The 12,404-nt window shown below is 51.8% G+C and carries 12 protein-coding genes; 3 read left to right on the top strand and 9 right to left on the bottom strand.

The window, feature by feature from the left end:
- Positions 1-15: 15 nt before the first annotated feature.
- The 3 genes from HQL63_07735 to ccsA all read right to left on the bottom strand — a co-directional run bounded on the left by HQL63_07735 (position 16) and on the right by ccsA (position 3,337).
- Positions 16-675: a hypothetical protein gene (locus tag HQL63_07735; GenBank protein ID MBF0176722.1), complete on the bottom strand. Its 660-nt coding sequence runs from the start codon at positions 673-675 to the stop codon at positions 16-18.
- Positions 676-943: 268 nt separating this feature from the next.
- On the bottom strand, positions 944-2,515 hold the full coding sequence (locus HQL63_07730; protein MBF0176721.1) for a hypothetical protein: 1,572 nt from the start codon (positions 2,513-2,515) through the stop codon (positions 944-946).
- 6 nt (positions 2,516-2,521) lie between these two features.
- Complete coding sequence (ccsA, locus tag HQL63_07725) at positions 2,522-3,337, bottom strand: cytochrome c biogenesis protein CcsA (GenBank protein ID MBF0176720.1); 816 nt, start codon at positions 3,335-3,337, stop codon at positions 2,522-2,524.
- A gap of 98 nt (positions 3,338-3,435) precedes the next feature.
- Between ccsA and ispD the strand changes: the two genes are divergently transcribed.
- From ispD to HQL63_07710, 3 genes are all read left to right on the top strand, one after another.
- On the top strand, positions 3,436-4,167 hold the full coding sequence (ispD, locus tag HQL63_07720; protein MBF0176719.1) for a 2-C-methyl-D-erythritol 4-phosphate cytidylyltransferase: 732 nt from the start codon (positions 3,436-3,438) through the stop codon (positions 4,165-4,167).
- Between the two features lie 2 nt (positions 4,168-4,169).
- Complete coding sequence (locus HQL63_07715) at positions 4,170-4,649, top strand: 2-C-methyl-D-erythritol 2,4-cyclodiphosphate synthase (protein MBF0176718.1); 480 nt, start codon at positions 4,170-4,172, stop codon at positions 4,647-4,649.
- A gap of 256 nt (positions 4,650-4,905) precedes the next feature.
- Positions 4,906-5,109, top strand: a complete 204-nt coding sequence (locus HQL63_07710) for a type II toxin-antitoxin system Phd/YefM family antitoxin (GenBank protein MBF0176717.1) — start codon at positions 4,906-4,908, stop codon at positions 5,107-5,109.
- A 12-nt stretch (positions 5,110-5,121) separates the two neighbouring features.
- On the opposite strand, the gene HQL63_07705 is transcribed toward HQL63_07710, so the two are convergent.
- From HQL63_07705 to asnB, 6 genes are read right to left on the bottom strand one after another with little or no spacing between them, the layout of a single operon-like run.
- Positions 5,122-7,119 (bottom strand): hypothetical protein, encoded by a 1,998-nt coding sequence (locus HQL63_07705; protein MBF0176716.1) that lies wholly within the window; start codon positions 7,117-7,119, stop codon positions 5,122-5,124.
- Between the two features lie 53 nt (positions 7,120-7,172).
- Positions 7,173-8,174 (bottom strand): SPASM domain-containing protein, encoded by a 1,002-nt coding sequence (locus HQL63_07700; protein ID MBF0176715.1) that lies wholly within the window; start codon positions 8,172-8,174, stop codon positions 7,173-7,175.
- 25 nt (positions 8,175-8,199) lie between these two features.
- The gene (locus HQL63_07695) at positions 8,200-9,036 is read right to left on the bottom strand and encodes a class I SAM-dependent methyltransferase (GenBank protein MBF0176714.1); all 837 of its coding nucleotides are present in this window, start codon (positions 9,034-9,036) and stop codon (positions 8,200-8,202) included.
- 10 nt (positions 9,037-9,046) lie between these two features.
- Positions 9,047-9,448 carry a hypothetical protein gene (locus HQL63_07690; GenBank protein ID MBF0176713.1) on the bottom strand — a complete coding sequence of 134 codons (402 nt, stop codon included), beginning with the start codon at positions 9,446-9,448 and terminating at the stop codon, positions 9,047-9,049.
- On the bottom strand, positions 9,445-10,563 hold the full coding sequence (locus tag HQL63_07685; protein MBF0176712.1) for an N-acetyl sugar amidotransferase: 1,119 nt from the start codon (positions 10,561-10,563) through the stop codon (positions 9,445-9,447). Before HQL63_07685 ends, HQL63_07690 begins: the two co-directional genes overlap by 4 nt.
- Positions 10,563-12,395 (bottom strand): asparagine synthase (glutamine-hydrolyzing), encoded by a 1,833-nt coding sequence (asnB, locus tag HQL63_07680; GenBank protein MBF0176711.1) that lies wholly within the window; start codon positions 12,393-12,395, stop codon positions 10,563-10,565. The genes HQL63_07685 and asnB overlap by 1 nt, the downstream gene beginning before the upstream one ends.
- Between the last annotated feature and the right edge of the window lie 9 nt (positions 12,396-12,404).

The raw sequence follows: 12,404 nt of genomic DNA, 5'->3' as shown, positions 1-12,404 counted from the left end.
ATGCTGCGTGGGGATTTAGCCATAAACCCTGAAAACAGCCATTTTTGCCATCACCGGAGGTTCCGTCGTGACAGGCGGCTCCGTCGTGACAGGAGGCTCGGTTGTCACCGGGGGCTCGGTCGGGGCCGGGGTCGGCTCAGGCGTTGGTGGGTTGGTTACAGACGGCTCGGCAGGACCAGCAGCAGCCCGAGTCGGAACCACACCCTCCGGAGCTTCAACATCGGGACGACCAGCAGGCAACGGAGTAGGATCCACACGATCCTGGGGAACGGGCTGACCATCAGAAGCAGGCTGACCGGGAGGCGTAAACGCAATGGGCTCGTATACAGGGATTTCGGTCGGTGGCGGAAGAACCGGCTCCTGCCTTTGACCATCTGGATTGTCAATCGGGGGCACCGTCGGAATAGGCGGCGCTTGGTCGGGCACGACACCTAAACCGCGAAGATCAGGAGCACCCCGCAGCACATCGGGCGCCGGGGACTCAAAATTCATGTGATTGGGTTGCAGATTCGCAAGATCGGAGTGGTCGACCGCTTCGACGCGACCGGCGTTCTCAATCGCATCATTGGGCCCAGACTCCACCGCATTCGGCTGACTCAGGGAGGTCAAATCATCTAAGACTTGTGCAGACTCTCTTTGCTCAGCGGTGATCGTATTTGCAACGTCCTCAGCCATTTTGAATCATCCTCCCAGTTCGCAGACCCACCACACCACTTGTCACACCGCATCCCACGAGCAATTCCCCACTCACACCACGGTAGCATGCATCATAACCCACCATTTTAACATAATTCCATAAGCCATCGGTTATAGGTGTTTCGGCAAAACACACCCCACCAAGCCACACCACGGTGGCGCGCATCATAGTCCACTATTTTAACATAATTCTATAAGCCATCGGTTATAGGCATTTCGGCAAAACACACCCCACCCAGTGCTGATCTCATGCTGCGTGGGGATTTAGCCATAAACCCTGAAAACAGCCATTTTTGCCATCACCATCCTGCACCATTTGCAAAGGCGGTGGCAACGAAAAGGGAGAGGCCGTCAAATCCACCTTGCGCCAGTGACCAACCTCGATGTCCGCATTGTTGGCCCCCGGAAAAGTAGTGGCAAGCAAATAGCGCGACCCGCTGGCCCAAAAATGAGCCAGCGCCGCCTGAACCAGGCTGTTGGAAAGGTGCGTCAGGGTGTTGCGGCACAAAAGAAGATCTCCCTGGGGCAAAACATCCCGTGTGATGTCGGCAGTGTTGAAAAAATGGTTTTTACGGGCGCCGTAAAAAACGCGGTTGTTGACCACCAAAGCTTCGACGAGATCAAATCCCAGGTAAAGACCCAGGTCAACCGTAATGGCTTCCAGCCAAAGCAGATCCCCACAACCGGCATCCACCACGGTGCGCACGCTCAGCTCCCGCCAAAGGGTCGTCAAACTGTCGCGCAAGGTGGCCGTAACCCGGGGGGCAGATCCGGGCCCGCTGCGCGTCTCGCCCGACGCCCATTGGTTGTTGTGGTAGATCCGGCGAAAACATTGCCGCATGGCAACCGCATCCCGTCCGGTGGAAGGGGGATCGGGAAACAGGGCATCTTTTCCACGCGGGCCGATGCGCCGTTTGCTGAAATCCACATCGGCAAAAATCTCATACTCTTCCAGGGTGCGCACCTCCCCGAGGGAGTAAAGCTCCATCTGTTGGAGGGTATCAGGGTCGGTGCTTTTGCGAACATTCAGCAAGTGCAGCAAACGAGCAAAGGATCGATCATTCAGCTTGGTCCAATCGACATGGTCGCTCCAATGGCGGCGCCGTTCGCGACTGGTGTAGTCGTGGTAAACAAGCACATCGTTGGGGCTGAAGATGTCGTAGCCCCAGGTCCAGAGGCGAACGGAAAGGTTGATCTCTTCACCCTGAAAATAAAGGAAAGGGTCGTAAGGAACTTTTTGGATGATCGAAGAGGGTGCAAAAACAAACCCGGCGCCAACGAAAGGGGATGGCATGGGTCGTCGCGGGCAATCCCCCAGTGCGTGCAACTTGGCTTCGGGCATAAGGATGCCGTGGTTGTCGAAACGTCCCGCCCGCATGACGGGGATGCCCTTTTTGATCAGCTGATTCGGTGGTTTGAACTCGTGCGGGTGTGTGGAGAGAACCGGATTTTCAGAAGGAGCTTCCCGCAAAAGGGTCAGCAGTCGATCATCCCACTCCGGGTCAAAGCGGCAATGGCTGTCGATTTGGAGGTAATAAGGCTCCCCATCCCAAAAATGTTTTTGGATCCGGTGCCGTGCCCAACATACTCCCATGCTCTTGCCGGCATCGACAATCTCCCCGCGAATCTGTTGCCGCCAGGGTTCGGGCCGCCGGGTAAAAACATCTCCATCTTCCGGGGCTACCTGCCATAATACTCCGGCATGCACCCGCTCAGGATGAGCAGCCTTGGTAAAGAGGTCAGCCAACGTTTCAACGCAGTCCGCATCGCGATAACTGGCGATGGAGACAAAGATTCCAGGATGCCGCACCGAGTCCATGATCCGCTACCGTCGCAAAATCAACTCCGTGACCACCTTGACCCCCAGGTAGGCCAAAACGAGGAAAGAGTAACCGGCAGTGGTGAAACGTACCGCACGCCGCCCCCTCCAACCATGCCGCCCATGACCATACAGCAGCACGCCAAACACCAACCACGTCGCCCAGGAAAGAACCACCTTGTGGCTGAAGACAAAGTATACCCCCCATTTTTGATGGGAAAAAAATCCTCCCGTCACCATGCTCAAGGTCAACAAAACCATCCCCAGCCGCAGAATCCAGAACATGCGATCCTCCAGGACACCCAGGGGTGGAAACATGCTGAACATGGGACCGAACCGCTTCTGGCGCAGAGCATGTTCCTGGAATGACTCCAACATGGCCAGGATGGCTGCGATGGTCACCAAACCATAGGCCAGCAGCGACAGCGTCACATGCACGATCAGCAGGGAATCCTCGATATCACTCAACACGGGGTGCCGCGAAGGGATGACCCGTGACAACAGCAGCAGGACAAGCATGAGGGGAAGCAGGATCAGCCCAACGGAACGGGCCTCATTGCGCCGGATGCGCCAACCGACGATAAACAGCAGCCCCATGGCCAAGGCCACCAAACTCAGGGAGTGGGCAAGATCGACCGACAACATCCCTCCGCCCCGGAACAGAGACGCTGCCAACAGCAGAGCTTGCGCAGTCCACCCGGTCGCCACCAGCCACCAACTTGTCGGTGACGCCTCCGCGATTTCCCGCACATGCCCCCTGGCAATGATCCAGGTCGCCACGCCGTAGGCCAAAACGGAGACCCAGAACAACACATCAACCATGCAACTTGCCTCTCTCTCTCAAGTGACGGCCATTGACAAAGGCATGGAGATTTTCTACTCCATCTCACAGAGTTGTGCAAACTTGCCTGTGGGGTCGCATGGATAATTCGTCGCTGGCAATAACGGGTATGGCACCTTGCACCATGCTGGTGGTGGCAGCCGGGCGCGGTCAACGTTTTGGCGGGGTGCTGCCGAAACAGTACCGTGAGGTAGCGGGAGTGCCCCTGCTGGTCCACACCTTGACCCACTTGCACGCCCATCCCCTGATTGATCAGATCGTACCGGTCATCTCTCCAGATGGTTTTGCCCTCTGGGAAAAGATTCTCCACCCCTACCTGGATCGGTTGCCCAAGGTGGCTTTTCCTGTTGCCGGTGGCAGAGAGCGCCAGCACTCCGTGCGCCATGGCCTCGAATCCCTCACCCTACCCCCTGACGCCTGGGTGGGTATCCACGACGGCGCCCGCCCGTGGGTGCCACGAGACTTGTTGGATCGTCTTTTTCAAGCCCGGGAGACCGCAGACGCCCTGATTGCCGCTTTGTCGGCGCATGATACCGTCAAACAAGTCGCAACCGATCATCGTATTGGGGCCACCTTGAATCGCCAGGAGATATGGCTGGCCCAGACGCCACAAATTTTCCGCTACGCCCAGATCCTGGCCGCCCACATCCAGGCCGCACAGGAGGGGTTCATCGGTACGGACGATGCCTCGCTGTTGGAGCGCCAGGGCATGCCGGTTCACGTAGTTCCTGGCGATGCCCGCACCATCAAGGTCACCCACCCCCACGATGAAGCCCTCATCACCTTTTACCTGCGGGGAGAACCCACGTGAACATGCGCATCGGTCAGGGATTTGATGTCCACGCCTGGGTCGAAGGTCGCCCTCTCATGCTTGGTGGGGTTCACATACCCCACACCCAGGGTTTGTTGGGGCACTCCGACGCCGATGTCTTGTTGCATGCCATCTGCGATGCCCTCCTGGGCGCGGCTGGACTGGGTGACATCGGTCACCATTTCCCCGACACCGATCCAGCCTACAAGGGTATCGACAGCGCCCGCCTCGTGGAACAGGTGATGGTCCAGTTGGCGCAACTTGGCTGGCAGGTGGTCAATCTGGACACCACCATCCTTTGTCAAAAACCCAAACTGGCTCCCCATATGCCGCGCATGCAATCCCGCATCGCCGGGCTTTTGCATGTCGAGGCGTCCCAGGTCAACATCAAGGCCACCACCACCGAAAAAATGGGCTTCGTCGGACGCAACGAAGGAATGGCGGCCATGGCGGTGGCGTTGCTGAGAAAGGCGGCTGGATGACCCTTTCCCTGGCCCGCTATCCGACCTGCTTTTTGCGGTGCTACCCACCTTTGACCAACCCAAATTACATAGAGGAGGGAGGGTACCCTTTTTTCTCCGCCGTTGGGAGTTGCTGCACGACTTTCAGCGGCAATCTGGTTGGATTGAAGATGGAGTCGACGCATCACGACATGGGTAACAAGCAGCGGAACTCCCCGTCTTTGCACTTGATCGGGCTTGAGAAAGGCCTTATTCTGGCCGGAGAGGAGGTTCAACCATGAAATTATCTGCACAGGTCAAACCCATCGGTTACCTGAAGGCCCACGCCTCCGAGGTCATTCGCGGCCTGTCCGAGGGCGCCGACCCCGTGATCATTACGCTCGGCGGTGAAGCCAAGGCAGTCTTGCAGGATATCGGAACCTACGAGCAGACCCAGGAAACCTTCGTCGCTCCACCGTTTACTGCCTCGCATTCATCGTGATCTGGATTAGCGTCAGGGTCGCCCCGCAGGATCGCCCCTCCCTGCCCTGCTGCCCGCATACAACTCCTCCAGCACCTCGACCACCCGCGTAGCAGCCAGACCATCCAGCTTGTAGAACCACTGGCTGATCAATCTCTCCCGGGCACGAACCAGAGGCGCCTGGAATTCGGGATCATCCAGACTCCTGTTGATGGCCGGACCGAGTTGGTCCACTTCGGTTACCACAGGCAGTTCTGGAATGGATGTGTATTGCTCCCAGCCGGCCTGCTGCATGAAGTCCACGATCAACAATGGCCGTCCAACAATCACGGTTTCCGTGATAGTCGTGGATAATTGGGTGATCACCAGATCTGATATCGCCAGCAGTTCGGGCAACGAACCGTTCACAAGGGTCGTCGATGGCAGGTTTGCCTTGGACAACAGGTCTGACAACTCCAGGGACTCCTCACTGGGGTGCAGTTTGATCAGGGGCGTAACGTCAGAGCGTTGCAAGAGAGCCTTTAAACATTCATTAATATATGCTAATGTATCGTACATTGCCGTCAAAATGAGAACGACACGCCTGTCTGGCGGGATGTTAAAATGTTTCTTGAATATATTTAAATCAACGGATTTCAAAAACGATCCCATGTCGTCATACTTCCAGTTTCCTGTGATCCTGACCGTACTGTCTGGATAAAATCCAAGTCTAGTCAGATTGTCTTTCCATAGACTTCCCCAGACACAAGTCACATCCGGGATCAAACGAGTATCGGGATACTGCTGAGGGTCTGAACTCAGGTTTTGGTAAACGTAGTCATAGTGGTTGTCCAATATCATGCCATGCATCAGGCCCACACCTGGAATACCGGCGAGCTTGCCTTGCAACAAAACGGACCTCTGAAATGGTCCTGTTTCATAAATGGCCATTATCGCAGATGGCTCTATTCTCTCGATAATCTCCTGGGCGGTCCTGCGCATGCCTGAGCATTCTGGCATGATCCGTAAAAAGGCTTTTTCTATAACGTGATCAAGGGCAGGCCACATGGATATGCCATCGTAATGAAAATTTTTAATAAAAACAAGATCGTTTTTTAGATTGTCCCATTTTTTGGCAAAAAAGATCTTTGCCCGAAACTCCTCCAGGATGGATGAAATGCCATAGCATGAAAAATAACTCTTCCACTCAACGCCTGGCAAAACATTTTTTCGACGCTGGTTCATCACCCTGATGATTTTTCTGAATCCTCTGACCCAATCATGTGGAGAGTCCAAAGCCAGGATGCAGCCCCAGCCCTCTTTTTTCAGAGCAGGCAAGAAACATCCGAGATTTTTTTCATGAAACCCACCGAATACATGTGAAGATGGGGCCCATTGCGGCGGGTAAGTTACATACAGCAGTTTCTTCTTTACACCCAAGGATGAACAGATTGGTGCTTTTGGAGACACCAGGCTGATGATCACTCTCATCAACAGCTTTATTCCCACCTTGAAAAAAAATCTTCCCCACTCAACCAGGTCAGGTCTATTATAGAAACGATTTTGCAATTGAAAATTTTGGCCGATCACGCGCATGGGAATCTCTAAAGAGTCGGCAATCCCCTGCATGGCGCCCACCCAGATGGGTGCACCATCGTCAGCAGGGGGTTCAACAAAAATCAAGCCGGGTTGCATCTTTTTAATAACAGGCTTAACAATTTTTATGAGTTCAATAGCTAAAAACACTTCAGGCCAAATATAGGACGGGACAAACTGCCACATGGATGCTCGATCATAAATAGAAAAACGAGACAGTGTCTGGCTGTTTACGAACATACGACTCATCGAGTCAACAAACTGGTTAGTTTCCTTGTAATTCATTCCGGAAAGATATTCAGACGGAGCACCTTTATAACGACAGGAAGGATCACATGGTCCAATTTCAACAAAAATACGATGCATTCCATGTGATTGATCCGGTTCTCTCACGTTTCCAGCACGGATCATTATTGATGCAGACTGAACATCTTTAGCTGGACCATCTTGATTCATTATCAAGCCTTTTTTAAAAATTCTAATAACCACATTTTTACGTTAAATCAAAATCACCCTGTCAAATCAACCGTGCTTGATATGCACAACCGGCATGTCGGGTCGCTATATGAACGATTTTTGCAGTCCGCTCGAAGAGAATTCATCTTGTCGCCTCTCCAAATATTTTTTATGCTTTCTGTATTGATATTTCCGAGAACGATATCGTAACTATAAAAACTGCAACATGGCAACACATCCCCGTTTCCTCGTATAATGACGCGAGTAAAAGGCATAGAACATGAGTATTCATTCGGATCCAGGAAGAGGGAGTCCTCTGGAGCAAGGGTCTTTGAGTCGTTTCCATACGCACTAAAAGCTTGGATCTCCACAAAATCAACAATATCTCTAAAAAAATCAACAAACCCTTTTTTTTCATGCTTATTGAGTGAGCTCTCCACAAAAGAGGCTCTCAGCAACGGAATCGCCTTGTTTCCTCTGATTTCACGAATATATTTTATTGCATTCAACACCTTATCAAAATCACCTCCGGGTCTCACTTTGTTGTAGGTATCAACTGTATATGCATCCAAGCTGAATAAAATGTGCGTCACGCCAGCATTCAGAATATCCTCAGACTTATTTCTGGTCAACAGATTGCCGTTGGTAGTCAAAATAATATCCATAACTCCCGCCTGGCGAGCCAATTCAATCCTTTTTGATAGTCTATTGACCAATAAAGGTTCGTCTGTAGAGTGCATTGCAATTGAACAAAGATTATGGCAACCAGATTCGTCTATGATTTTATCAAACAACAAATCTGACATCGTTTCGGTCGCATATTTCTCTCTATCATTTTTGTTTCCTTGGATGCACCCTACGCATCCAAGATTACACTTGAAAGTTTGCTCCAACATAATATATAAAGGGAAGTCTGTAACAAACTCCAGATTCATCGCCTTTTTAAAGTCAGACCTGTACTTGACATACCGATCTCCAAATCGAGCAATTTGAACATCCTCAAAAAACCGCCTTGACACAAACTCTGTTTTAGATAACAAATCTGACGTATCCATATCCAATCCCCAAACCGAGCAATAACTATGCACTTATAGCCATAAAACCACGCAAAGTATACTTGCCACTTGGTTCCCGCAAACGCTCCAGCGATATCATCCGGTACCCTGCGCGCATTGCCAAATGGGAAAATGACGCGAAACTGAACACATGTATATGCCCAAGGAAAAACTCCTCTCTATGAAACCCTTCCTTTTCAGCCCCCTCTGCATCCGGCAACTCAACATAAACCACTCCGTCCGTTTCGAGCAAACACGCTACCCCCGACAACAATTCAACAGGGTTGGCAACATGCTCCAAAACTTTGTTGAAGGAAACAAGATTGAACTGACCCAACCCCTGAGCCAGTACTGCATCTCCCAGAATGGCGTGGACGCCAACGACCTGATTCAGGTGATCCACCTGCCGTTGGTCCATATCCACAGCACGGCACCGCCACCCGGCTTTTTTCATGGCATGCAGGAAGACTCCCAACCCTGAACCCACGTCCAGTATTTTGGGCTGCATCGTGTTTCCCTGAGAAGACGCCAAGCGGCGTCTCATGAATTCAAGAACATACCTGACCCGACCGGTGTTGTCTGATTTTTCCGGGGGAAGGGCAACAATTTTGTCAAAGGCGCGCTTCAGCCCCTCCTTGTCTCCATAGGTGGCCGTGACATAATCGCCGCCTGAGTACAGAGCCGACTGGTCCTGTTCGATCCACTCCACCACATGACGACACCATCGGCAGGATTTCAACTCGCGCCGATAAGGAACACCACGCATGAAATCAAAGACGATCTCCCCAGGCGATGGTGCATCATAGGTAAACTTGTGCTGTAATTCCCGACCACGGCACATGGGGCAGAGATGGTCTGCCATCCAGGGTCGTTCATTTTGCGGGTTGCCCATGCTCTTCACCAAATAAATTTTTCAATTGTTCAATCTCCCGGTCATCATCCAACCAGCACAAGACCCTCTGACGGTCTTCCCTGATGTAGTCATTGAAATCTTCCTCGCCGCCCTGCTCCACCAACATGACGAAGAGTTGGCCCTTGGCATTCAACACCAGTGCCGTTTTGAAACCAAATCGCGCCAGCCGCCCATTGGTGGATGGCGTGGCATAATAGCCCCAGGATTTGCGGGCCACATCATATTCTCCGCCATTGTTGGCAACAAAGGTTACTTGTTCATTCGGCTCCAGAGCCATCCGTCCGCAATCAGACAACTCGATGGTCAGGCCGGCTCCGGTCGCCTTGAAACGTCTGGGTGGATCTGTAGGGATAAATTTCACTTCCAGTTCCAATCTTCCATAAGAAAGTCACGAATCTTCCAGACACCCTGGTCAACATGCCAAATGGCCAAGTTGCGGAAGGGCTCAATCACCTGAAAAAATTGATCTTGCGTCATCCCCACAAAGGCACAAAAAAGGGCGATATCGTCATGGGGAGGTTCTGCACCTTGCTGCTTGATGATATCGATAGCACGCTCCCGGGTCATGCGACCATGGCGAATTTCAAGGGAAAGATTATCGAATAAGCGCGTAAAACCAAATTTGTACCACTTTAAAAAATGGTGAATGGAAATGAAATCATCGTCGATGTCGGCATAATTGTAATACCCTGTTTTTGGTCCATCGACGCGCACCTGGAAACCATGTTCACAAGCCGTTTTTAAACTGATTTCAACATCCCAGGGAAAATAATACCCCAGAAAAACAGCCAACACATCCCGGGCTGCCAACTCTTCAGGTGCAGGTCCAAAATAGGGGAGCATGGCTTTTCTGTCGAAACCGAATTGGACCCAATCCTGAGCCGTGGTTCCGTGGGTGACGCCAAACTTTTGCATCCATGCACGATCCAATTTGAAACCGGTGCTTTCTTCCTCGCTGCCACCGTATTCAAAAGCGGAATTTTCTCCCCAAACGATCAGAGGAATGGCATAACGAACCGCCAAGGTCAGAGGCATGTTGAAAATGGCCATATGCATGGGAATGGCCGTGGAACCATAGCGTGCAAGGCTCTCACGCAGAAATCGCTTCTCTACCTTGGGGTTGACCTGATAGTCCATGTGATCGACGCCGAGGGAAACAAGGTTCTCCAGATTGCGTCTGCCCAATGCTGTCCTGGCTGGTGTCTTCCAGGTGAATGCAAGAGGATTCAGTCCGTATTCCAAGCACTTGACAACTTGCCATGTGCTGTCTTTGCCGCCACTGACCGGAATCAGACAATCGTAACCTGTACTGCGGTGTTTGGCGTTTGCCACCACCTGTTGCCACAAACGCTCACGCGCTTCCCAATCAATCACCTTCTTGGTGCCGTGATTTTTACAGGCGTTGCAAACCCCATCGGCGCCTATGACCAGGTTGGGTCGCGTGTCGGGGAGCACACATCGTTGGCACCAGCGCATCATGCAACCTCTTCCAGAAACATTTTTACACTGATAAAGTAAAACAAAAACTTGCTCTCGCTGTTAGGCAATTGATCGCGGTCAAGGAATTTCTCGATGCGATCTCTCTTGACATGGTTGAATATTTCACTATCGCTCAACAACCAACGTCGGGTTGCAGGATCTTTTCTATCCAAAAAAGAAAACAACGGCGCGTTGAATCCAACTTTTCTGCGACTATCCAAAATCCTGTCAGGTACGATGCCGCGCATGGATTCCCGCAGCACAGCCTTGGCCGAACCGTTGCGAATCATGTGCCTGATGGGAATTTCAAGCGCTGTTTCAAACAGCTTCCGATCAAGAAACGGTGAACGATTCTCGATTGAAAAATACATGGCGTTCAAATCATCTTCGTGAAGAATAACCGGAACCGACTCGTGAAACAGTTCATTCAACATCCGCAGCCGCAACAAAGATGATGTTGCGTAGGCATTTTCATGGAATGGTTCACTCCATGGGTTGCATAAATATTCTGCAAACTTTTGCGCATCCAAAAAAATATGGTCCCGAAAAGCGGGGTTTTGCACAAAACGTTGTGGATCTTGCAGGTATGGATTGCGCACAATGGGCTTGATATGTGTCTGCCAGTTTGCCAAAGATGTTTCAAACAATGGCGCATCATTTTGGATGTCGTGCAGATAGAACCCATGATGATCGTAATAACCAGAGAAAAGCTCATCCGCTCCCGTACCACTGATGGAAATTTTATATCCTGCTTCGGCAATACTGCGCTCCAAAAGCCATTGGGCATAATAGGTGACTGTCAGAACCGGCGCATCGTGATAACGAACCAGGCTCCTGAAGTTATCGATAAAATCTGTTGTCTGCACTGGAATGGCCGTGTGTCGAATACCCAACTCCGCGACGGCATGTTCCACCAGATCGATCTCGGCATAGCGTTCATCGGAATTGACAATGGTAAAACCATGCACATCATAGTCAAAAGTACGTTTGGCTATGCTGATCAAGGTATTGGAGTCGACACCACCACTCATGCAGAATGCCAGCGGCACATCCGATCGCAAGCGAATTTTCATGGCATCGATCATGGCTTCACGCACAGACAGGGCAGCCTGATCGAAGGTCATCTCTCGTTCCTGATCGTAGGCGGGGTTCCAATAGCGTTTGCACTCTTGAAGTTGTCCCGAACGATCCAAACGGAGCCACGCGCCAGCCGGAACCGCTTCCAGTCCCTGGAAAAATTGCATGCCACTCTTGTACAGCGCCTTGTATCCATTGACCAGGAACCTGTCAATATGATCATCATTTACAGGCAGCTTGCGCCCCATCAACGCAAAAATAAACTTGATCTCGGACCCGAAATAAAAGCCGGAATCGTCCTTATAGTAATATAAGGGCTTTTCCCCAAACCGATCACGACACAGGACCAACGACCCATCCCGCTCATCAAACAGGCCAAATGCCCACATCCCCTCACACTGGTCAAGACCTTCCATACCGTAGCGATCCAGCCACAGGAGGAATACCTCGGTATCCGAACGGGTGCGCAGGGTCAGGCCTTGGGCGGTCAGAGTGGATGCCAGTTCCAGATAGTTGTAGAGTTCACCATTGAATATGAAACTTTTTTCTCCACAATGAAAAGGCTGGTTGGCACGGCGATCAAGATCAATGATTTTGAGTCGCGAATGCAGAAAAACAGCATGCCGACCGTGGGAAGCGTGCCGCTCGACCTCTTGGTGGTCAGGCCCCCGGCGATGCATAAGGCGCAACGCCTCCCGTTCCCGAGCCTCTGCCAGGGGCCGGTCCCCGATATATCCAGCTATACCGCACATATCATGCTT

The organism is Magnetococcales bacterium (genome assembly GCA_015231175.1).
In the GTDB taxonomy this organism is placed as follows: Bacteria; Pseudomonadota; Magnetococcia; order Magnetococcales; family DC0425bin3; genus HA3dbin3.
Note: the sequence above shows the minus strand (reverse complement) of the source record. Positions and strands in the feature narration are given on the sequence as shown.